Source organism: Microbulbifer maximicatervae (SeqCode) (assembly GCF_056231245.1).
In genome coordinates, this window is the sequence record NZ_CP174334.1 from 4083656 (window position 1) to 4105560 (window position 21905).

General features: G+C 52.8%; 17 protein-coding genes. 5 read left to right on the forward strand and 12 right to left on the reverse strand.

Annotated features, from left to right (window positions below; all coding sequences use genetic code 11):
* Positions 1 to 47 precede the first annotated feature (47 nt).
* Both ACJJIS_RS17865 and hrpA read right to left on the reverse strand, forming a co-directional pair.
* On the reverse strand, positions 48 to 347 hold the full coding sequence (locus ACJJIS_RS17865; RefSeq protein WP_108731896.1) for an HvfA family oxazolone/thioamide-modified RiPP metallophore: 300 nt from the start codon (positions 345 to 347) through the stop codon (positions 48 to 50).
* A gap of 239 nt (positions 348 to 586) precedes the next feature.
* Positions 587 to 4501 carry an ATP-dependent RNA helicase HrpA gene (gene hrpA / locus ACJJIS_RS17870; RefSeq protein ID WP_475710367.1) on the reverse strand — a complete coding sequence of 1305 codons (3915 nt, stop codon included), beginning with the start codon at positions 4499 to 4501 and terminating at the stop codon, positions 587 to 589.
* A 166-nt stretch (positions 4502 to 4667) separates the two neighbouring features.
* On the opposite strand from hrpA, the gene ACJJIS_RS17875 reads away from it, so the two are divergent.
* On the forward strand, positions 4668 to 6161 hold the full coding sequence (locus tag ACJJIS_RS17875) for a peptide MFS transporter (RefSeq protein WP_475708739.1): 1494 nt from the start codon (positions 4668 to 4670) through the stop codon (positions 6159 to 6161).
* Positions 6162 to 6173: 12 nt separating this feature from the next.
* A complete protein-coding gene (locus ACJJIS_RS17880; protein ID WP_475710368.1) occupies positions 6174 to 7391 on the forward strand; it encodes an amidase family protein in 1218 nt (405 codons plus the stop codon).
* Between the two features lie 42 nt (positions 7392 to 7433).
* Here the strand turns inward: ACJJIS_RS17880 and ACJJIS_RS17885 are convergent, their stop codons facing one another.
* The 10 genes from ACJJIS_RS17885 to dnaX form a co-directional block, all read right to left on the reverse strand.
* Positions 7434 to 8615 carry a vWA domain-containing protein gene (locus ACJJIS_RS17885; RefSeq protein ID WP_475708740.1) on the reverse strand — a complete coding sequence of 394 codons (1182 nt, stop codon included), beginning with the start codon at positions 8613 to 8615 and terminating at the stop codon, positions 7434 to 7436.
* A 100-nt stretch (positions 8616 to 8715) separates the two neighbouring features.
* A complete protein-coding gene (locus ACJJIS_RS17890; RefSeq protein ID WP_475708741.1) occupies positions 8716 to 9561 on the reverse strand; it encodes an AAA family ATPase in 846 nt (281 codons plus the stop codon).
* 172 nt (positions 9562 to 9733) lie between these two features.
* Entirely contained in the window at positions 9734 to 10414 is a 681-nt protein-coding gene (locus ACJJIS_RS17895) for a YEATS-associated helix-containing protein (RefSeq protein ID WP_108731891.1), read from the reverse strand.
* A 415-nt stretch (positions 10415 to 10829) separates the two neighbouring features.
* A complete protein-coding gene (locus tag ACJJIS_RS17900; RefSeq protein WP_282934168.1) occupies positions 10830 to 11210 on the reverse strand; it encodes a hypothetical protein in 381 nt (126 codons plus the stop codon).
* Positions 11211 to 11673: 463 nt separating this feature from the next.
* Entirely contained in the window at positions 11674 to 12123 is a 450-nt protein-coding gene (locus ACJJIS_RS17905) for a YcgN family cysteine cluster protein (RefSeq protein ID WP_475708742.1), read from the reverse strand.
* Between the two features lie 10 nt (positions 12124 to 12133).
* Positions 12134 to 12421, reverse strand: coding sequence for a YcgL domain-containing protein (locus ACJJIS_RS17910; RefSeq protein ID WP_475708743.1), 288 nt, complete (start codon positions 12419 to 12421; stop codon positions 12134 to 12136).
* Positions 12418 to 13548 (reverse strand): ribonuclease D, encoded by a 1131-nt coding sequence (rnd, locus tag ACJJIS_RS17915; protein ID WP_445363287.1) that lies wholly within the window; start codon positions 13546 to 13548, stop codon positions 12418 to 12420. The genes ACJJIS_RS17910 and rnd overlap by 4 nt, the downstream gene beginning before the upstream one ends.
* A gap of 9 nt (positions 13549 to 13557) precedes the next feature.
* Positions 13558 to 14163, reverse strand: a complete 606-nt coding sequence (gene recR, locus ACJJIS_RS17920; RefSeq protein WP_282934172.1) for a recombination mediator RecR — start codon at positions 14161 to 14163, stop codon at positions 13558 to 13560.
* Positions 14164 to 14193: 30 nt separating this feature from the next.
* Positions 14194 to 14538, reverse strand: a complete 345-nt coding sequence (locus tag ACJJIS_RS17925) for a YbaB/EbfC family nucleoid-associated protein (protein WP_445360426.1) — start codon at positions 14536 to 14538, stop codon at positions 14194 to 14196.
* Between the two features lie 55 nt (positions 14539 to 14593).
* Positions 14594 to 16570 carry a DNA polymerase III subunit gamma/tau gene (gene dnaX / locus ACJJIS_RS17930; RefSeq protein WP_445363285.1) on the reverse strand — a complete coding sequence of 659 codons (1977 nt, stop codon included), beginning with the start codon at positions 16568 to 16570 and terminating at the stop codon, positions 14594 to 14596.
* A 235-nt stretch (positions 16571 to 16805) separates the two neighbouring features.
* Between dnaX and ACJJIS_RS17935 the strand changes: the two genes are divergently transcribed.
* The 3 genes from ACJJIS_RS17935 (at position 16806) to ACJJIS_RS17945 (ending at position 21739) form a co-directional block, all read left to right on the forward strand.
* Entirely contained in the window at positions 16806 to 17333 is a 528-nt protein-coding gene (locus tag ACJJIS_RS17935; RefSeq protein WP_475708744.1) for an RNA polymerase sigma factor, read from the forward strand.
* A 342-nt stretch (positions 17334 to 17675) separates the two neighbouring features.
* Complete coding sequence (locus ACJJIS_RS17940) at positions 17676 to 18716, forward strand: FecR family protein (protein ID WP_475708745.1); 1041 nt, start codon at positions 17676 to 17678, stop codon at positions 18714 to 18716.
* A 107-nt stretch (positions 18717 to 18823) separates the two neighbouring features.
* Complete coding sequence (locus tag ACJJIS_RS17945; RefSeq protein ID WP_475708746.1) at positions 18824 to 21739, forward strand: TonB-dependent receptor; 2916 nt, start codon at positions 18824 to 18826, stop codon at positions 21737 to 21739.
* Positions 21740 to 21905: the final 166 nt, after the last annotated feature.

The window sequence follows — 21905 nt, forward strand, 5'->3', positions numbered from 1 at the left end:
GGGTGGATCGCTAAAGCGTATCCACCCTCTTTGAGTACAGCGAAAAATTACCCGCCACACTTACCTTCGCCGCACTTACCTTCTTTTTTCTTGCCTTCGCCGCACTTACCTTCGCCGCACTTGCCTTCTTTTTTCTTACCTTCGCCACACTTGCCTTCGCCGCACTTACCCTCTTTCTTTTTATCATCACCGTCGTGATCAGCCAGCGCCACGTTGTAGCCTGAGCTCAGGTCTGCTGCGGCAAAGGGGTTAGCATTACTGTTGGCAGCAGATACATTCATAGCGGCAGTGGCGATAAACGCTGCGCCAACTGCGGCGGCTACAGGGGAAAGGTGCTTCTTGTTCATAGTGAATCTCCTAACTAGGTGTCCTTAGCAATAAAAAGTACAAGAGACTTTTTTCCACTCCGCAGAAGTATAATGCTGCGAAACAAAAATCAGTCATTGAATAGAACCCGCCACAAAATAACCGGTATCAAGGGGTCATTCTGGGCTCCAGGCCTGCTTTCAGTACTTCTGTCGGGCTCTCCATCAAATTCTTACACTTGATCAAAATTTTTTTTGTGATCTCTTTTCCATAGAGAAAATCAACCAAGCAAACCTTTCCCATCAATTTCTGCCCATGACTTGCTTAAGCGCTTGGATGACACCGGCATCAGGGTTTTTAGAGTCTGCGCGAATAAGGAAACACGAAATTCCTCCAACATCCAGCGAAACTCACGCAATTCTGCCTCTGCAGAGAGTTCTCTGGGTGAATATTTCTCCACTTGCGCCAAGTAAGGCTCCGCCGCCTTCTGGTATTCAACTTGCAGTTTTCGGTCACGGTTAGGGTCGAGAGCGGCCTTTTCCAAGCGCATTGCGATCGCCTTCAGATAGCGGCCGTACTGGCGCAGCCATGACAGCGGAGTATCAAACAAGCAGCCTCGGTAGAAGAGCCCAGCCAGTTGCTGCTGGATATCCCCCACCGCCATTGCGACCGCCAGGTTTTTCTGCTGTTTGATTTGTTTGCGCAGTGGCACCAGCTGAGCCAGGGCCTTGACCAACAGATCACCAATCTCCTGGGCCACCCCCACCAAGTCACCGTCATTTTCCAAAGCGGCCAGGAATTCAGCTTCGGTGCGCGGCAACTCCTCTTTGGGCCAGAAAACTTCGCGCACGGCTGCCATCAGGATGTCGTCAGCTACCTCCTCACGGCGCCCCAGATCCGCTGCAGAAAGCCCCAGCTCCTTGCCTCGCAACAGCTCTTTGCGCAGATACTTCACCTTCTCCGGCAAGTGCAACAGAGCCAAACGGCAAATACCGGCGCGAGTAAGCCTGCGAGCCTCACTGGGGTTATCCAGTAGCTTCAGGGAAACACTGTCTTTTCCTTCAACCAGCGCGGGGTAAGCCCGCACCTTGAGCCCGCCCTGGTTGAGGGTGTGGGTCTCTGGAAGATTACCGAAGTCCCATCGGGAAATACCCTCCCGCTCAAAACTGTCGCCAGCTGTTGCCAGCCCCTGCTGTACCCGATCCCGGTAGCGCGCCTGCAATAGGGCCAAATCCCGATCTTGATCCAGCAATTTACCGGCTTCATCCATCACCTGGATATTGAAACGGTAATAATCTTCCAGGGCCTGTTCCGCAGACTCCCATACCTCATCTGGCAGCTGCTGCGCTGTCTGGCGCTTCAGCTCCAGAGCCAACGACTGCCACAACGGGGTATTGTCTGCACGCAGTCGGGGCAAAGCCTTATCTATCGCAGCCGGCACTGGCACAAAATACTTGCGCCACTGCTTGGGCAGGGCTTTTACCAGAGCGATGCACTTGTCCCGCAAGATTCCCGGCACCAACCAGGAGAGGCGAGCTGCCGGCACCTGGTGCAGCGCTGCAACCGGCACCTGGATACTGACGCCATCATCCACACTGCCAGGCTCAAAGTGATAGCTGAGCGGATAGACAATACCGCCCGCCTGCAACTCATTGGGGAATTGGGCCTCTCCCACATGATCGGCACTCTGCTGCATCAATAAGTCGCGGGGAATAAACAGCAGCTGTGTATCGCTGGATTCCGCTTTCTTGCGCCAGTGCTCAAATCCAGCCAGGTTGACGATATCCGCTGGGATACGCTCATCGAAGAAACGGTACACCACTTCATCATCCACCAGAATATCCCGGCGACGGGATTTGGCTTCCAGCTCTTCCAGGGACTTCAACAGGTCGAGATAGTGCTTATAAAATCGGCCCTTACCGCGATAGCGTTGCTCCACCAGCGCCTGGCGAATAAACACTTCCCGAGAAGTTTGCGGGTCCAGTTTGCCGTAGGGGATTCGGCGTTTTTCCACCAGCACCAAACCGTAAAGGGAGACCTTCTCAAAGGCCATTACCTGCCCGGAGCGAGCGTCAAAATGGGGTTCAAAATAATTGCGCTTAACCAGGTGCTGCGCGGCGGCCAATATCCACTCGGGCTCGACCTTGGCTACGGTATGGGCGAACAGGCGGCTGGTCTCCAGTAACTGGGCAGACACCACCCAGCGGGGAGGTTTTTTAAATTGACCGGAGCCTGGGAAAATATGGAAACGACGATTGCGGCAGCCGTTAAACTCCTTGTTTTCATCCCGCGCGCCAATATTGCCCAGCAATCCCACCACGATGGCTCGGTGTATCGCTTCGTATTCCGCCGGCTCTTTGTTTTCTTTAACTTCGAGATCGCGACAGGCCACACGCAGCTGGTGGTGGATATCTCTCCACTCGCGCATACGCAGCCAGGACAGGAAGTTTTTCTGGCACCACTTGCGCAACTGATTTTGACTCAGTTCCTGACGCTGGACTTCAAAGGCATCCCACAGCTGAACGAAGGATAAAAAATCCGATTGTTCATGTTGCCACTGGCGATGCTTTTCATCCGCAGCCTGGCGCTTTTCTGCCGGGCGCTCGCGCGGGTCCTGCACGGCCAGAGCGGCGACAATAATCAAGAGCTCCCGCGCACTGCCATTCTCTGCCCCCGCCAATAACATACGGCTCAGGCGCGGGTCTAAAGGCAACCTAGATAGGGATCGCCCCAATTTAGTGACCCGGCCCTGCTCATCTACCGCCTGTAATTCCTGCAGCAATTTATAGCCGTCATTAATCAGTCGTGGGTCCGGCGGATCGACAAATGGAAACTCGCGGATATCACCGATACGCAACTGCAACATTTGCAGAATGACTGCGGCCAGATTCGTACGCAGGATTTCCGCATCGGTAAATTCCGGGCGCTGCTCAAAATCCCGCTCTTCATACAAGCGCACACAAACACCGGCGCTGACACGGCCACAGCGACCGGCACGCTGGTTGGCGCTGGCCTGGGAAACCGGCTCTATAGGCAGCCGCTGAATTTTACTGCGGTAGCTGTAGCGGCTCACTCGTGCAGTACCCGGGTCGATCACATAGCGGATACCGGGCACCGTAATAGAGGTCTCTGCCACATTGGTAGCGAGTACAATGCGACGGCCTTTATGGCCGTGGAAAACTTTGGCTTGCTCCGCAAGGCTCAAGCGGGCATACAAGGGCAGCACTTCCAATTGCGCTATCTGTGCATCGCGCAAAGCCTTGGCGCACTCGCGGATTTCCCGCTCGCCGCTCATAAATACCAGGATATCCCCACCGCGCCGACTGCTGGACTTTTCCTCGTGCAGCAACTCCTCCACAGCAGTGACCACCTGCTCGTTGAGATCTGCATCCGTATCCGCTGCGGGGCGATAGTGAACTTCCACCGGGTAGGTACGACCGGAAACCTCGATAATCGGCGCATCGCCAAAGTGCCGGGAAAATTTTTCTAGGTCGATGGTGGCCGAGGTAATTATCAGTTTCAGGTCAGGGCGCTTGGGCAGTATGGTTTTCAAATAGCCCAACAGAAAATCAATATTAAGGCTGCGCTCATGGGCCTCATCGATGATCAACGTATCGTATTTATTTAACAGGGGATCGCGCTGAATTTCAGCCAGCAGGATACCGTCTGTCATCAGTTTGACGTGGGTATGCTCGGTGCTGTGGTCGGTAAAGCGCACCTGGTAACCGACGGACTCTCCCAGGGGCTGCCCCAGTTCCTCAGCAATTCGATTGGCTACAGTGCGCGCGGCAATCCTGCGCGGCTGAGTGTGGCCGATCTGGCCGAAAATTCCCCGGCCCAGTGACAGGCAAATTTTTGGTAACTGAGTGGTTTTACCAGAACCGGTTTCACCGGCAATCACTACAACCTGATTTCTCTCGATCTGCTCGGCGATTTCCTCCCGCCGCGCTACCACTGGCAAAGACTCCGGCCACTGCACTTCCGGCAACTTGCGCCGGCGCTCCTCCACCAGGGTCTCAGACGCTTGGAGCTGTTGCTCCAATTGGGCCAACATGCGATCTACCGGCTTGCCCTCTTTCTGGCGCCGGCGCACATTTTTGACAGTCCTGCGCAACCCATAGCGGTCACGCCCCATGGTCGCGGAGATTCGGGCCTGCAGCGCCCCCAGTACTTTTTCTGCTTCGGTGTGACTCATAATTCGTACAGCAATGGCAAACGCGGGATTATACCCCTTGAGCACCGCAGGGCTATCAAACCTTATTGTGGCGCTCATCTATACTGGTGCGAATAGCACTTCTTCTGAGGGGCACGGCCTATACTGCTGGTGCAATTCCTCAGGGTCATACCTTGCGAGCAGTACTATGCAAGAGATCAAGCCCAAGCCCCCCGCCAGCGCAGGCCAGCTGTTTGGCCACCCCAAAGGACTCTTCCTGTTGTTTGGTACTGAGATGTGGGAACGTCTCAGCTACTACGGCATGCGTGGTATTTTTGTCTTCTACCTGACCTCTACAGCGACTGCCGCAGTCTTCGGCTGGGAACAACTGACCGATACCGAATTGCAATCCAAAGCCCTCAGCTACCTGGGCTGGTATGCAATGCTGGTCTACCTAACCCCCATTATTGGCGGTTGGATGGCAGATAATCGCTGGGGCCAGCGCCGCTGTATTATGTTCGGCGGCACCTTGATGATGCTGGGGCAGTTCGCCCTGGGATTCCCCCACGATTGGCTGCCAAATGGCAGCCAAATTTATATGCTATGGATCGGGTTAGCCTTACTGATTATCGGCAACGGTTTCTTCAAGCCAAATATCTCTACCATGGTCGGGGACCTTTACGAGGAAGGTGACCACCGCCGGGATACCGCCTTTACCATTTTTTATATGGGCATCAACCTGGGCTCTATCCTCGGTTACCTACTGGTGGGCTGGATTGGGGAAAAGGTGGATTACCAGCTGGCCTTTATCGTCGCTGGCCTTGGCATGTTAGCCGGCCTAATCCTGCAGTTGACCCAAGCCAAACGCTACCTGGGAGAAATCGGTGTAGAACCTTCTGCGCACCTGGAACTGAAAGACAAGAAAGATGAGGACGTCGATAAGCGCCGCCCGTTGACTCAAGAGGAGCGCGACCGCATCAAAGTTATTTTGGTGCTGGGTGTGTTTATCGTGATTTTTTGGGCTGGCTTTGAGCAAGCTGCCGGCTCAATGAACTTATTCGCCAAATATCGAACCGACCTGAATGTGCTGGGGTGGGAGATTCCCGCCAGTTGGCTGCAGATGGTTAACCCTCTGTTTATTATTATCCTCGCGCCGATTATGGCCAGTATCTGGGTAGGCATGGGAGACCGGGAACCCAGCTCACCGGCCAAATTCAGTTTGGGACTAGTTTTTCTCGGCGTGGGATTCTTATCCATGTGCGGTGCCGCCCTGCAAATTGGCGATTCAGAGACCATTAAAGCGAGTATTTGGTGGCTGGTATTTGCCTATATTTTCCACACCATTGGCGAACTTTGCCTATCGCCAATTGGGCTCTCTGTCGTAACTAAATTATCTCCGCTGCGCTATTTATCCCTGATGATGGGGCTTTGGTTTGCCTTTATTGGTATTGCCAACAAAGGAGCCGCAGAGATCGGTAAACTCGTTGGTGTATCCGGCCCACTCGCAACCTTTGGCGGAGTAGCCCTGGCCGCAATTATTGCCGGAATTATCCTGTACTTTATTCGCGAGAAACTGGTGGACTGGATGCACGGTGCAGAAGAGGTTCACGTAAAGGTGGGCGAAACCACCAAGGAGGAACTGAGCATCACCGCCGATCACGACGGTGTACCGCCGAAGCATTTTAGCGGTAATGACAAATAAGGGAGCCAACCCATAAAAGGCGTATTTTGCGAGCACGGACCACGCTCTTTAACGTTATCAGATTCCGGACCACTAACAGGCGTACGTTTAGCGGTCAAAGACCTCTTTCAATTGAAAGGGGAGAAAAATACGGCAGGCAGCCCCGAGTGGTTTAATACCCACCCTCCTGCCAATAAAACCGCACTTAGCTTGCAGCAATTACTGGAGGCCGGCTCAACCTTTACTGGGTTTACTCACCTTGATGAACTCGCCTACAGCATGCAGGGGAGTAATTTACACTACGGTTCTGCCGACAACCCTAAACTGCCCGGCTATTTTTGTGGGGGTTCCTCTATGGGATCGGCCGCCGCCGTGGCCTCAGGAACAGCCGATATTGGCTTAGGCACCGACACCGGCGGATCGGTGAGGGTACCTGCAAGCTATTGTGGTTTATTCGGCATTCGAACCAGTCACTCACTTATTCCTACCGAAGGTGTTTTCGGTTTAGCACCCTGCTTTGATACTGTCGGTTGGTTTAGTCAAACTCCTTCATTACTTGTAGACGTCGGCAAAATTCTAATCCCGTCACAGCACTTGTCCGCAAATAAAGTAACCCGCCTGGTTACTTGCCCCGAGATAAGTCAACTGGCAGATACGCCCATTCAATCAGCAATCCAGGAATTTATTCCTACATTAAATAATCAATTTCCTATCTGCGAGATTAAACACCTGTCTGACATTGAATTACTGGGCGAACTGGCGGATGTATTCAGAATTTTGCAGGGCCGCGCCATCGCCAATACTCACGGAGACTGGTTGCGAAAATACCGGCCGGTATTTTCAGAGGACATCGCCACGAGAATTACTATGGCCCTATCAATTACCGACGATGAGATATCCTGGGCCAACGAAAAACGACAACAGTGGTGCAAGTTGATGGAAACATTACTACCGGACAACAGTAGCGTTTTACTAGTACCAACCACCCCCACAACCGCAATTAAGAAAGGGACCGATAGTGAACCCAGCAAAGTACAAACAAATCGCCAGCGACTATTGGGTTTAACCGCTATTGCAGGGCTTTGGGGCACCCCCCAGTGTCATCTGCCGTTGTTTTCTATCGTAGAAAATGGGATTAATACTGGGGGAAAAGAGATAGAGAAACCCAGTGGCTTCTCATTAATAATGACTCCACGAAGCGATTTTTCGCTTCTCTCTCTAGTTGAGCAACTAACGAAACCCCACGAATAGCAGGTAGCACCTAAGGTGCTACCTGAAAAAGCGATCAGCTTTTTAACGCCCTTTAACCAAATAAGCGATGGCTCGATCCAACCCCTCCAGGGTCATCGGATACATATGCCCGTCCACCAGTCTCTGGGTCATACCGATACTGGGAGTATATTGCCAGTACTCCTCTCCTACAGGATTCAACCAGATCAGGTTACTGTAGGTATCGGTAACACGCTCCATCCAGGCCGCACCGGGCTCTTCATTCATATGTTCGACACTGCCGAAACGACTGGTAATTTCGTAGGGCGCCATAGACGCATCGCCGACAAAAATTACTTTGTAGTCCTTGCCATAGGTGCGCAGTATTTCCAGCAGCGAGGTATTTTCGCTATAGCGCCGCTGGTTGTCTTTCCACACATGCTCGTAAACAAAATTGTGGAAATAAAAATATTCGAGATGCTTGAACTCGGAGCGACAGGCGGAGAACAGTTCTTCACAGACGCGCACATAGGGGTCCATAGAGCCCCCTACATCGAAGAAGATCAGCACCTTAATCGCATTATGTCGCTCCGGCACCATTTGAATATCCAGTAACCCTGCGTTGCGTGCAGTAGAGGAAATGGTGTTATCCAGATCCAGTTCCTCCGCGGCACCGGTGCGGGCAAATTTGCGCAACTTGCGCAGAGCCACCTGGATATTGCGGGTGCCCAGACTGATACTGTCATCCAGATTTTTAAACTGGCGCTTCTCCCAAACCTTTGACGCCGAGCGATTGCGCCCCTTGCCGCCCACACGGATACCGCCGGGATGATAACCACTATTGCCAAACGGGCTGGTGCCGCCAGTACCAATCCAGCGATTACCACCGCTGTGACGCTTCTTCTGCTCCTCTAGACGCTTTTTAAATTCCTCCAGTAGTTTTTCCAAGCCACCGAGGCTTTGCACCTGGGCCTTTTCCTCTTCGGTCAGCTGTTTCATAAATTCTGCACGCAGCCAGTCCTCGGGAATCATTTGCTCGACAATGTCGTCGAGGGTCTCAAGGTCCTTAAAATAGGCGTCGAAAGCGCGATCAAATTTATCGAAGTGCTTCTCGTCCTTGACGAGGCAAACGCGGGCAAGGAAGTAAAATCCCTCAAGGTCGGCAAACACCAGGCGCTGCTGTAATGCCTCAAGCAGGGCCAGCAGTTCGGTGATGGTTACCGGTAATTTATAGCGGCGTAAATTCTGGAAAAAGCCAATCAGCATAATAATTCGCAGTCAGCACAGGGAAAAAATAACACCCGGTTAAACCGGGCCGAAATCACCGAGGACAACCTAAGCCCTCGGTGACATTAACCAACACAGTTTAGCGATTATCGCGACGGGCCATAAACGCCAGGCGCTCCAGCATATGGACATCCTGCTCGTTTTTCAGCAGGGCACCGTAGAGCGGCGGAATGGCATTGCTGCTATCGCTGTTTTTCAGGATCTCCCCGGGAATATCATCAGCCATCAACAGCTTGAGCCAATCGATCAGCTCAGAGGTAGAAGGCTTTTTCTTCAGGCCTGGAACCTCGCGCAGCTGGAAAAAAATATCCATTGCCTCGGCCACCAGCTGCCCTTTGATCCCTGGGTAGTGCACATCGACAATTTTGCGCATGGTGTCACGATCGGGGAAGCTGATGTAATGGAAAAAGCAACGGCGTAAAAAGGCGTCCGGCAACTCTTTCTCATTATTGGAAGTGATAATTACGATGGGGCGCTGCTTGGCCTTGATGGTTTCTCCAGTCTCATAGACAAAGAACTCCATGCGATCCAGCTCAACCAGCAGGTCGTTGGGGAATTCGATATCCGCTTTATCGATTTCATCGATCAGCAGCACCACGCGCTCTTCTGCCGCAAAGGCCTCCCAAAGCTTGCCGCGCTTAATGTAGTTGCCAATATCGTGAACCTTATCCACCCCCAGTTGGGAGTCCCGCAGGCGGGATACCGCGTCGTACTCGTACAGGCCCTGCTGGGCTTTGGTGGTGGATTTAATATGCCACTGGATCAGCTTTAGTCCGAGGCTCTCTGCTACCTGCTCGGCGAGCAGTGTTTTGCCGGTGCCGGGCTCACCCTTGATCAATAGTGGGCGCTGCAGGGTAACGGCCGCATTCACCGCCATCTGCAAGTCTTCGGTCGCTACATAGCTTTCGGTACCGGTAAACTTCATAACTGCTCCAATCCTGTCGTCGAGGCTAACTATCTCTTTTAGCGAATGATAATTGAACAACAGGTTGGGGGCGAGGCGGTAACGCTCAATTTGGATGACCAGCTTGCGCTGGGGAAATTTGCCAGTCCCGCAGGGCGAGCCTTGAAAGTACGCGTGGGCTTACCGAAGCAGCCTAGGCCATCTGGGTACTGCGGCGGTGTACAACCTGGCGACCTTTGCCGGTGATATACCAGCGGATGCCCAGGTGACTGTGAATTTTCCCGACCATCTCCAACACCAGCAAGCTATTCAAGGCGCGGGCTATAGAATTGGTTTCCATACCGCTGTCCTGCACCATGCCGGAAAGAGACCGAAATACACACTCCCCGGTATTTAACAAATGCAGCACCTGTAGGGCATTGTCATCCAATTTACGGATCTGATTGAAATCGATGGTCGGCCCCTGCTCGGGATCGCCCTCAATTTCATGCTCCAATAGGGGCATCATTTCCAACTGCATGGTGCGCAGTTCCTGCTCCATATTCTCTACTCGGGCGCGGGCAATACTGGCGTCGCGCAACTGGCGCCGCGCAGCGTTAAACACGAACATACGGGATGCAATTGCAGCGAGCAGGCAGTAACCGGTAAAAATCAATAAACGCGAGGGGTCACCCTGGATTTCTATCAACAAGTCACTCTGGGTGAATTTAAGGAATATCGGCACCATCAAGGCGCCACACAGCCCCATAATCAGGCAACGTGCGAGCCCCGCTGGATCTTCTTCGGTGAACAGCATTTGATAGTAATTGACCAGCCCACCCAAAATGCCCGAAACCAGCATTACTGCAGTCAATATAAGCAGGTGATCGAGCATCAGCATTCCTCAGCCATTCGGCTCTCACTGCCAATCCGGGCAAGTGGGTATTGAACTGAATATTTCACTCTATTCACGACTGCCCTTGCCCTCTTCCCCTATTAGGTGCGAGGTATTTCCCACATGCTGGATACAGCCGCCTCTTGTTGTTACTGGATACCTGGCAGAAAAGTGACGCGGCTTTTACATTGTTTTGCATTGCGCCACAGCGGGAACCAGCTTAATAGATATAGCAGCTGTCATTGACTGGGGTTGTCGGTCTAAAGGGTTTTAGCGCCTTTGATACGAGCAACCGAGTGAAGGCCTGGATATAGGCGTCGAGGAGAGACGATGGCTGCGCAAGTGAATTAAAGTGCAACAAAAAATACTGGGGGAATGGCTACCCTGCCCTCAGGCATGACAGCCATATCTTGGGTTATTGTTCGTTAAAGTAGGGATCTTCATCAAAGCGACGACGCCTATCCCGGCGAAACCTCATCAGCAAGCTGACAATCCCCCAAACAACCATGATCGCCAGGGCTCCACCCGAAGCGAATATCAAATTGGTAGTGACTTCTGGCGCCGCTCCATTTTCTTCAAACAGCGTTTGATAAACAAATAGCGGCAACACCGGCACAGCAACTGACTCCGCTACAGAGGTCTTTGCCGGCGCCAGCAACACCGCCGCAGCCACTAACAGTAGAGTCTGGCGTACCCAACTCCAGCGCCAATTGCGCATAAACCACCAGCCCGCCAACAGCATAACCAGTGTTGAAGCGGCGTATACCATCCAGGCAAATTGGAAATCTTCTGTCATTCTCTCACTCTACTTTCTGGCACACCGATCCAATATCGGGCAAATATGCCAGGGTCCTTTACATCGTCACTCGCTCGGAACCGGCATATTTACGCCGCTTCGCAGACAAGCACTGCCAGCCATAAATCGATCCGAAGAATGATTTGAGGAGCCTCTGAGTAACTCTGTGATGCCTCTGGCATGCAGAGCGGTTCACAATCAAGGCGCGGCTTCGCAGGAATGTCTAGACCTTTCAAGAAGTCGCAACGCGGAGTGTGAATCGCTCCGAATGCCCCGAAGGGCGGGCCTTGAAGGCCGCATCTGCTGTGTTGCAGCTCTTGCAAAGGGCTACGGCCATTCGCGGCGAGCTGCGCCTAACATCTGCAGCCTTCAAGACCCGCAGAGGCATTACGGAGTTATTCAGAGGCTCCTTAATTATGCGCAATATCCAAAGGCGTTCACAGGTCGCAGTTCCCGTTTGCGATCAACCCTGTTCAACCCAAGAGACAATATGATCCTCCATATCGCCTGGATGAACCGACTCTTCACTGACAACGCGCCCACGCACCGATATCCCCGCCCGATGAACGGATTCCGGGTCTCCCGATACCAATGGGTGCCAGTCCGCAAGAGGGCGCCCTTCCGCAAGGCTGCGGTATGCGCAGGTGAGCGGCAACCAATCGAATTCGGCAATATCCTCTATACGCAACTGAATGCATCCGGGAACATGGGCTTTGCGCTGGCTGTACTTGCTGCACTGGCAGGAATGGGTATCCAACAGGCGGCAGGCCACATTAGTGAGGTAGACCTCACCCGTATCCTCATCCTCCAAACTATGCAGACAGCAGCGACCACAACCGTCACAAAGCTGCTCCCACTCGGATCGACTCATTTGCTCCAGCGTTTTCCGCCGCCAAAAAGGCTCCTGTGCCATTTAGCTCGACTCAGCGTTGCAACTTGCTGTTCTTCAGCGCGATTTCACTCATTTCGGAATCGGCTATTGGCGGCATCTGTAAGTAATAGCCGCGAGTGCGCACCTCTTTGAGCAACTTGTCCGCCTCCGCACGGGCCAGTTTTTTGTCCGGCGTCACCAACATCGTAGTGACGTGCTGCGGCTTGCCGAAAAGCTCCAGTAGATTTTTGGGAACCCTCGCAGTGCCCTCGCGCTTATCCACGTACAGATACATCTCGTCTTTATTTGGACTGCGATAAATATCGCATAAAATTTTCACTTCAATTCCTCTTTACGCAATTGTTTCAGAGCTTCGAGCAAAGGGTGGCCAATCACATCGGCCCGCCACCCTCTGAGCCGACCCTCTAACTCGGGTCGACGGGCCTGGACCAAGGCTTCCAGCTCTTTTTTGCGAATTAATATTTCGGCAGGCAACCCGGCCCGCTCGGCAATAGACACCATCTCAAGCCGCAGTTGCTTGAGGATTTCTCCCTGCTGCCGGTTGAGGGGCTGCTGCATTCGCGCAGGTGGATCGCTTCTCCCGCAGGCTTGGGCAACGATTTTTAACAGGGCGTCGCCGTGCTCACGCAGAGCTCGCCCTTCCATACCCAGTTGGCTCAAGGCACCTCTATGCCGCGGCAACTGTTGGGCCAAGCCGAGACAGATATTCTCTTTCAACAAGTGATTGCGCGGCATATTCAGCGCCCTGGCCTGCTTTTCGCGCCAGGCACACACATCCTGTAGCACTGCCAGTTGTTTACTGCGCAGGCGCCAGGCACCTTTCACTTTTTGGTAGTAAATCTCAGGTGGGCTCGGGTTTCGAGCCGTGACCACCAATGATGCACAGTCTTCCTGCAACCACTCCAGGCGCCCCTTCGCATTGAGGTCCTTTACCAGTACGCCGTAGAGTACCGGCAACCAAGCAACATCGAGGGCGGCATAGGTTTTCTGTGCATCGCTGAGAGGTCTCTGCAGCCAGTCCGAGCGGGTTTCACTCTTGGGCAACTCTATATGCAGTAGCTGGTTAACTGTCGCCGCATAACCCAAGCCTGCTCCCATACCACAGATTGCAGCGGCAATTTGGGTATCAAAAATGGGCTCGGGAATCACGCCTAGTAAGCGCTCCAGGGTTTCCAGGTCCTCACTACAACTGTGCATGATTTTAGTGACAGCGGTATCGAGCAAGAGGTCGCGAAGCGGCTGTAACTCCTCAATCGCCAAATTGTCGATCAGGTAGCAGTGTTTTCCATCACCTACCTGGACCAGCGCCGGCTGGGGATAAAAAGTACGGCTGCGCATGAACTCGGTATCCAGGGCTACCGCACTCTGCTTGCGCCATTCTGCACACAACTCTACCAGCTGCTCGTAACTGTCGACCCAGCGTGGAGTGGTATCTATTTCTGTCATCGATATCACTCAACTGCCGGAAAAAAATGCGGTTCGACTATTAAAGGCGTGGGCGAGAGTGCCGCCATCGATATATTCCAGCTCTCCGCCGATGGGCACACCGTGGGCAATCCGGCTCACCGTCACCCCCTGGGCACGAGCTCTCTCCGCGATGTACTGCGCGGTAGCTTCACCTTCTACCGTAGGGTTAGTGGCGACAATAAGTTCGCGCAACTGCTCAGTAGCGAGCCTCTGCTCCAGCAAGTCGATCCCCAGGTCCCCCGGGCCAATACCATCGATGGGCGAGAGATGCCCATGCAGGACAAAGTAGCGACCGTGGTAATTACCGGCCTGCTCAATAGCCAGAACATCAGCGGGCGTCTCAACCACGCACAGTGAGTCCTGCTCGCGCCGGCTATTGCTACACAATGAGCAAACGGGCTCCTCTGTCAGGGTGCGACACTGCCCACAGCGCCCCACTTGTTCCACCGCTCGTGCCAAACTCTGGGCCAGCAGGGAGGCAGCTTCTCGGTCTTTTTCCAACAGGTACATCGCCATGCGCTGCGCGGACTTGGGGCCCACACTGGGCAGACAGCGGAGCGCGCGGATCAGCTCTTCAATCAGGGGACTAAACATACAAACTCAAAACCAGTGGATGGCCACTTCTTAAAAGGGGAACTTAAAGCCTTCAGGCAAATTGATACCTGAAGTCAGGTCTCCCATCCCCTGCTTTTGCAGTTCCTGTGTTTTTTCCTCTACACGGCGCACAGCGTCGTTGACCGCAGCGGCCAGCAGGTCTTCCAGCATTTCCTTCTCCTCAGTCATCAGGGAGGGATCAATTTCCACAGATACCACATCGTGGCGACCATTCATCATCACCTTGACCATACCCGCCCCAGACTCACCGCAAATGCGCAGTTCAGTCAGCTCCTGCTGCATCTTCTGCACTTTTTCCTGCATGTCAGCCTGCATCTTCTGGGCCTGCTGCATCAAATCGCCCAAACCTTTCATAGGTAACCTCTATCTTGTGCATGTGGCCCCGGAATAAACCGGGCCCTAATTGTCATTAATCTTCTACTACTAGTGATTCTACGGAGCCCGGCACCAGTTCCGCACTCAATTCTGTCTGTAATTCTTGAACCAGTGGGTCAGCGACCAGTGCATCCTGGGCAGCTTCAAGCCGCGCTTGGCGGGTAGCTGCGACTAATCGGGCGGGGGTACTCCCATGTACCTGCCCTACTTGTATCTGCGCTACCACAGGCTGTTGGAAGAAGTCAGCCAGAGAGTCCCCCAGACGCCGCTGGTGAACTTCGTCGTAGAGGCTGCTGTAGGATTCATCCAGGGTGAACGAGAGTATATTGTCCTGCCTGCCCACCATCTCCAAGTGCTGGGCAATGGAGTGCAAAATACCGGTAATACCCAGCTGTCCATACATTACCGGCCAACTGCCAGGCGTTAATGCTTCCAAACGCCCTTTTGGCACTTCCTGACTGCGGCTTTCTACCGGAGCCTCCCGCGAGGTATTCACCGTATTTTGTGGTACTGGTTGCTGTGGTGCCGGCGCCGACTCCACTTCCGCAACTCGCTGGCGCAGCTCGGCCAGGACATCTTTACGCTGGGGACGCTCTTCTGCCACTCCCCGAACAGGGGGCGGGCTTATAATTTGCTCCGGCTGAGCCTCCGTCGCTGACTCACTGACCATTTCAGTTGGGGCTGCAGGCTCTGCCTCCCTTTGCTCTGCCTGATTCTGCGACGGCTGCAGGCCCTGCACTACCTGCGGGGGAGCCACATCAACCTTTGTAACAGCCTGCGGCTGTGCCGCTTCAGGCTTTTTTGCCGGGCTGACCTCCGGTACTTCTGGCGCTACAGGAGCCTGTGGCTGTAGCGCTTCTGGAGCCGGTGCTGGTGAAACGGGTTCGGAAGCCGATGGCAGTGGCGAACGGGGAATATCCGCAACACCCTGGGGGCGGAAAGCCAACATCCGCAGCAGAGCCATTTCAAAGCCACTGCGCTGATCCGGGGCCAAAGGCAGGTCACGCCGGGCCAGCAGGGCCATCTGGTAATACAACTGCACATTTTCCGGGGCGATACGCCCAGCTAAATTTCTCAGTCGCTCACCATCACCCAGGGAATTATCGATAGATTGAGGCAACACCTGGGCCACTGCAATGCGGTGCAGGTTGTCGGCGAGTTCTGCCAGCGCAGCACTGTAATCAGGGGCCTGCTGGGACAACTCAGCAACTGTGGCAAATAAAGCCTGTGCGTCCTCTTCAGACAAGGCTTGCAGCAGCTTCCACACCAAGCCGGTATCGATACTGCCCAGCATACCGCGCACTTCTGCCTCGGTAATTTGCCCCCCACCAAATGCGATGGCCTGGTCGGTAAGACTCATCCCATCTCGCATACTGCCATCTGCGGCGCGACCGAGATGCCACAGGGCTCCTTCTTCAAACGGGACCTGCTCCTGCTCCAACACAAACTTCAAGTGCCCCACAACCCGCTCGGGGCTCATATTCTTCAGCTTGAACTGGAGACAGCGGGACAACACAGTCACCGGCAACTTCTGCGGATCAGTCGTTGCCAGCAGAAACTTCACATGGGGGGGCGGTTCTTCGAGGGTTTTTAACAGCGCGTTAAACGAGCTGTTCGACAACATATGGACTTCATCGATCAGGTAAACCTTGAAGCGACCCCGGGTCGGTGCGTACTGCACGTTCTCAAGCAGTTCACGAGTATCTTCGACCTTGGTACGCGAGGCTGCATCCACTTCGATCAGGTCGACAAAACGGCCATCGGCAATCTCATTGCAAGTGTGGCACTGGCCACAGGGTTCAGAACTGACTCCCTCTTCACAATTCAGACACTTGGCCAGGATTCGTGCGATCGTGGTTTTACCCACACCACGGGTACCGGCAAAGAGGTAGGCGTGGTGCAAGCGACCATTATCCAGGGCGTTGATCAACGCCTGGAGAACATGCTCCTGTCCCACCATCTCGCGAAACAGCTTCGGCCGCCACTTCCGTGCCAGTACTTGATAACTCATTCAATCTCCGGTGCTCGACACACCTCTGCAAGGTCTTATTGTCTGCGCCTGTGGCGCGGCCGCCATTATACCGGCATCCATCTTCAGGCATAGAGAATCGGAGAGTGTGACCATTCAAGTTCGATCGTACCTCTCGTAGCGAAACCAATGCTTGTGATATAACTGTGCGCCAGCTCGCACTAAGAACAATCAGTCCATAACTACAGCGAGCAGGGTACGGGGATCACGATCAGTAATGAATAAGGCCAGGAAGACGCTTCTTGAAAGGCTGTTTACCGAGCACGGACAGGCCCTGGTGCGCTTTGTCTCTCGCATTGTAAAAAGCCCTGACGATGCCGAGGATATCGCCCAACACGCCTATCTACGCCTGCAAAAACTCAGCGATGAAAAGGAACTCGAGAATCCACGGGCCTACCTCTATCAGATTGCCAATAACCTGGCCGTAGACCAGCTGCGCCGAGGCAAGCTGCACGTAGAGTATGTAAGCCAGCAAGCTCCCATGGAAGGAGAGCCCTACACCGACGACCACGCGGACCATCAGTCACCAGAAAGGGTACTGGCAGCCCGCCAGCAGCTGCAGTCCATCTACGAAACCATGGATAAGCTGCCCCTCAAGTGCCGCCAAGCATTTCTCCTGCACAGGACACGTGGCCTCTCCTACAGCGAGATTGCCCAAGAAATGAATATCTCGGTGAGCAGTGTAGAAAAGTATATTTTGCAAGCCTTGAGAGCCTGCCGCAAAAAGGTGAACCCTAATGGGTAAGCAGTCTTCCGGCCAGGCATACTCCAAGCGCGACGTTAATATTAACGATAACTAAAAATGCAGTCATAAACTGCTGATTCGCCAAGTCAAAAAATTAGTTGAGGGGGAAACCTGTTCAGCCGTCTCAGCTTGCAAGGACCAATTAAGAAATTGAGCCGCACTAAGATCCCTGCTATTAGCAGCATCTTTCACTGCTAACTAAGAGAAATTTCCGGAATTGTTTTGTATTGACCTACGCACCACAAGGTAAAGGCCACACAAATCGGAGAATTTTGAGTAAGATGCTCTTTTTAGCATCACAGTGCTAATTAAAGTTTAAAGATACAAGGTATTTGAGCAGCCATGAGAACCAACCCGAAGCAAGCAGTAAGCGAAGACAGCCTGGATCAGGCTTGCGCTTGGGTGGCTCGCCTGCGCTCTGATTCGATTACTCTAGCCGATCGCTCTCAATTTAAAGAGTGGTGCTCCGTCGAGGAGAACCAGCGGGCCTTTGCAGAAATCACTGAGCTGTGGGGCGACCTGGGAGCTCTATCCAAAATGCCTTTGGAAACTCTTTTCCCTGAAAGCATTCCATCCCAAAAGAAAAGAAACCTCAATAGAACAGAGTCCACCAAAGCTACCAAACCCAAGAGTTGGACCCTACCCCAGTGGCTCATTGGCGGGGGGCTCGCAACCTGCGGAGCGATTGTAACCCTGTGGGTAAGTTTCCAAGGTATGGGGGGCGAAACCCAGGCTCAGATGTATGCAACAGAACTCGGCCAAATACAAACCATCAGCCTACCTGATGGCTCCGAAGTAAAACTGAACTCCAACAGTAAGCTGAGAGTAATCTATAACCGGAACGAGCGCCGAACCGAGCTAGTTCGCGGCGAGGCATTCTTTGAAGTAGCCAGGCAAACATCACGTCCATTCACCGTCTCTGCGGGTAGCGCCAATATCCGGGTTTTGGGAACCGAGTTCAATGTAGAGCTAAACCCTGAAAACACACGGGTATCTGTAACCGAAGGTACAGTTTCAGTCACCGAGGCTGAAAGCGCTCCTGGCTTGAAACCTGAGTCAGTGCAGTTGGTTAAGAACCAAAAAGTCAGCGTATCTGACCGCGGACTCAGCCCAATCGGTCGGACCTCCCCGGAAGAGGCCACGGACTGGACAAAAGGCTTACTAGTCTTTGAAAAGACCCCGCTTAAGGATGCTCTCACAGAGCTAAACCGCTACCTCAATGTACCCGTTGCTGCTTCGCCCCAAGTGGAAAACCGACTTGTATCTGGAACTTTTGAGGTTTCTGATCCGGACAGCACCCTAAAAGCCATCGCAACTGCACTGGATTTACAGCAAGACCGCAGTAACACCAACCTGACTATCTTGTCTCCCGCGAATAACTAAGTTATAACCGTCCCTCAGGGCGGTTGTTTCTTGTCCAATTAGGTTAGTCCGCCCATAAAACCAAAATAGCGACACCGTTGCCGCCTACAATGGCTGGCACCTAAATAATGGGCATCCTTTTGACTTTTAAGCACTGGATAAAAATATCCCTTGCGACAGCACTCATCCTTCCCAGTGCTGCCCTCGCCCAGTGCCCAGAGTCTGGGATCCAGATATCCTCAGGAAGCCTATCACAGGCCCTTATATCACTGGGAAAACAATGCAAAATATCACTACTTGTTAGAACTTCTTTTGCTGCAAACTATCGAGTAAATAAGCAATTACTACAGAGTCCACAAGGCCGGTTTGAACCCGCCCTGACCGAACTACTCAAAGAAGCCCCCCTTTCCTTTAAAAAAGTCGGCCCCTCCTCTGTCGCAATTATCGAGTCATCAACAGCAGACCCAACATCCACGCCCCTTCCCACCCCTACACAAACGGAAGAGGTAACCGTCACCGGGCAAAGCTTAACCGGCAGCCATTTACGCCATTTTCAATCCGACGGATACCTGCCAGTCGATAGACTGTCTCGCGATCAACTTGAAATGACTGGCGCCCAAACTATTGCGGATCTACTTCAATTCCTACCTGCAATATCGGGCAACTCAACCAGCACATCTGTTAGCCAGGAAAGTGACGGGACAGCCACAGTCTCTCTACGCAACCTTCCAGCAAGTAGTACATTAGTGTTAATTAATGGGCGAAGGATTATCAGTGATGGATTTAACGGTGAAGCAACGGATTTAAATACCATCCCTTTGTCGATTGTCGAGAGAGTAGAAATCTTAAAAGATGGAGCCTCAGCTGTTTATGGTTCTGATGCCATTGCCGGGGTGGTTAATATTATCCTGCAAAAGAACTTTGAAGGCCTTGCTGTAAAAAGCTACTACGGACAAGCCCAACAGGGTGATCGCCGCAGCGAATCTCATCAACTAACCTGGGGCTGGAAAAATGATCGCGCTCAAGTGATGCTCAACCTCTCGCAGACCCGCCAAGCAGAGGTTATGAGTCGCAACAGAGGGGTTTCGGAGTCGGCCGACAGCCGCAATGAAGGTGGCTCTGATCAGCGATCGTCAGCAATCCCTGAAGGGTTTATTGCTATAAGCAAGGATGAAATATTAACCAACCTCTCATCTGGTACATATCAGGACTGGTCGCCGGAGGATAAGTTCGACTATAGCGACTACTCTTCAGCTATTCCAGCAACGCAGAGTGACTCCTTCTATATAGCTGGCAATCTGGATATTGGAGAGAGCACCCTTGCCTTCTCTGAGTTTATGGGAGTGCGCTCAACAGGAGAAGCAGCATCGTCCCCCACCCCCGTCTTTACCCGATTCGACAATGGCGATCTGACGATATCTGCAGACAATATTTATAACAGCTTCGGTCAGGACATTTACGATGTACGTCGACGTATCGTCGAGCTAGGTGCCCGAACTCAAGAAAACCGGGCGAACACCTGGAGGATAAACACAGGGCTAAAGGGTTTCTGGGATGACTGGCAGTGGGAACTAAATGCCTCAACTCACCAAACCCACAAGAAGGAGAGCTTGAGTAATGTTATAGACCCATACGCCCTATCGATTGGACTTAAAGGGCCCGATACCTGCAATGAAACCACCTCCTGCATCCCAATTAACCTTCTAGGCCCTAGCGGCAGCATCAGCCAAGAGCAACTGAACTTCATTCGGGGCAAGAGCGTTACGACCAGCAATTCCCGCATGACCTCGCTAACTTTTATCACTGACGGCATCATCAAAAGGATAGCGGCAGGAAACATTCTCGCCGCAGCCGGACTTGAGTTCAGACGCGAGAGTGTAAACCTATACTCCAATGACAGTTCGGGACTTTCGTTTATTGGGGGGCACGCCCCCGGCTCGACGAAAGGCAGCCGCATAATCAAGGAGGCATTTGCCGAGATCTCAATTCCGCTTTCGCCGGACAGTTTATGGCTGGACGGAGCTATCCGAACCTCGCATTACGATGACTTTGGGGATACTAGCAACCCAAAACTTGCTGTGAGATGGAAGCCAATAGAATCAGTACTCATTCGCGGCAGTTATACGACCGGCTTCAGGGCCCCCACCCTGACGGATATGAACCAGGAAGGTTATCAGACCCAAGAGTTTTTATTTGACCCCTGCACAAGCTCTAACGCAATCAGTCTTCCAGGATGCCAAGGTCAAGCAGACAGCTCTCGGGTACAGTACCTGACTGAGTTCAGTGGCAATCCGGACCTGAAACCAGAAACTTCCCGCACACTATCACTGGGAGTCACCTGGCAACCAGCTGCAATTGAAGGATTCAGTGGGACATTCGATCTTTACGACATCAAAGAAGATAAGGTCATCGCTACCAACCCCCAGTTTCTTCTAGAGCAAAATGCTTACTTCAACCGCTATACGGATCTCGTTATTCGCGATGGCTATGGTGATGTCACCCAAATTTACGCATCACGTATAAACCAGGGCAACCGAGAAATTCGCGGCTACGACACAGCCTTCCGCTATGAATTCCACCCTGGCGTTAATAGCCACATCCAACTCGCCTTGAATATCAGTCGCACACTACATTACCTCAACCAAAGTTCTCCCGAATCAACCAAACAGGATCTCACGGGTACCTTTACTGACATATTGACCGGCGGTGCAGGCTCACTTCCCAAGTGGAAAGCAAATGCAGGGATTTACTGGAAGAAAGGCCCATGGGGAGCAGGGTACACCGTTCATTACGTAGGCGGCCTTGAAGAGTCCTATACAAATATTGAAGGTATTGAAGACAACCGCACGATCAGTGACTGGTCCGCGCACGACTTACAACTCACCTTTACTGCCAATCAGCGACTTAAATTGACAGCTGGTGTTAACAATCTGCTAGACCGCTCGCCACCATTTGCCTCAACTGCCGTAAGCAATAATTACGACTATCAAACTTACGACCTCACCGGCCGCTTTTTCTACGGCAGCCTCTCCTTCAAGCTTTGATTCCACTGCCTAGAAGCGCAGTAGAAACAGTAATAAGCTCAGAAAACACCCCAACTGCTTAAATAGCAACCACCCCTATACATAACAAACCTGACAATACGTAGTATTAGAAAAAAAATACGATTCTTATGAGGGGTTCTGCCCGCCAATCGTCTTGTTCTTTGTT

Excerpts from the sequence above, each read along its gene's own strand:
- ACJJIS_RS17865 (WP_108731896.1), bottom strand. The coding sequence starts at position 347 with ATGAACAAGAAGCACCTTTCCCCTGTAGCCGCCGCAGTTGGCGCAGCG.
- hrpA (WP_475710367.1), bottom strand. The coding sequence starts at position 4,501 with ATGAGTCACACCGAAGCAGAAAAAGTACTGGGGGCGCTGCAGGCCCGA.
- ACJJIS_RS17875 (WP_475708739.1), top strand. The coding sequence starts at position 4,668 with ATGCAAGAGATCAAGCCCAAGCCCCCCGCCAGCGCAGGCCAGCTGTTT.
- ACJJIS_RS17885 (WP_475708740.1), bottom strand. The coding sequence starts at position 8,615 with ATGCTGATTGGCTTTTTCCAGAATTTACGCCGCTATAAATTACCGGTA.
- ACJJIS_RS17890 (WP_475708741.1), bottom strand. The coding sequence starts at position 9,561 with ATGAAGTTTACCGGTACCGAAAGCTATGTAGCGACCGAAGACTTGCAG.
- ACJJIS_RS17895 (WP_108731891.1), bottom strand. The coding sequence starts at position 10,414 with ATGCTCGATCACCTGCTTATATTGACTGCAGTAATGCTGGTTTCGGGC.
- ACJJIS_RS17900 (WP_282934168.1), bottom strand. The coding sequence starts at position 11,210 with ATGACAGAAGATTTCCAATTTGCCTGGATGGTATACGCCGCTTCAACA.
- ACJJIS_RS17905 (WP_475708742.1), bottom strand. The coding sequence starts at position 12,123 with ATGGCACAGGAGCCTTTTTGGCGGCGGAAAACGCTGGAGCAAATGAGT.
- rnd (WP_445363287.1), bottom strand. The coding sequence starts at position 13,548 with ATGACAGAAATAGATACCACTCCACGCTGGGTCGACAGTTACGAGCAG.
- recR (WP_282934172.1), bottom strand. The coding sequence starts at position 14,163 with ATGTTTAGTCCCCTGATTGAAGAGCTGATCCGCGCGCTCCGCTGTCTG.
- ACJJIS_RS17925 (WP_445360426.1), bottom strand. The coding sequence starts at position 14,538 with ATGAAAGGTTTGGGCGATTTGATGCAGCAGGCCCAGAAGATGCAGGCT.
- dnaX (WP_445363285.1), bottom strand. The coding sequence starts at position 16,570 with ATGAGTTATCAAGTACTGGCACGGAAGTGGCGGCCGAAGCTGTTTCGC.
- ACJJIS_RS17935 (WP_475708744.1), top strand. The coding sequence starts at position 16,806 with ATGAATAAGGCCAGGAAGACGCTTCTTGAAAGGCTGTTTACCGAGCAC.
- ACJJIS_RS17940 (WP_475708745.1), top strand. The coding sequence starts at position 17,676 with ATGAGAACCAACCCGAAGCAAGCAGTAAGCGAAGACAGCCTGGATCAG.
- ACJJIS_RS17945 (WP_475708746.1), top strand. The coding sequence starts at position 18,824 with ATGGGCATCCTTTTGACTTTTAAGCACTGGATAAAAATATCCCTTGCG.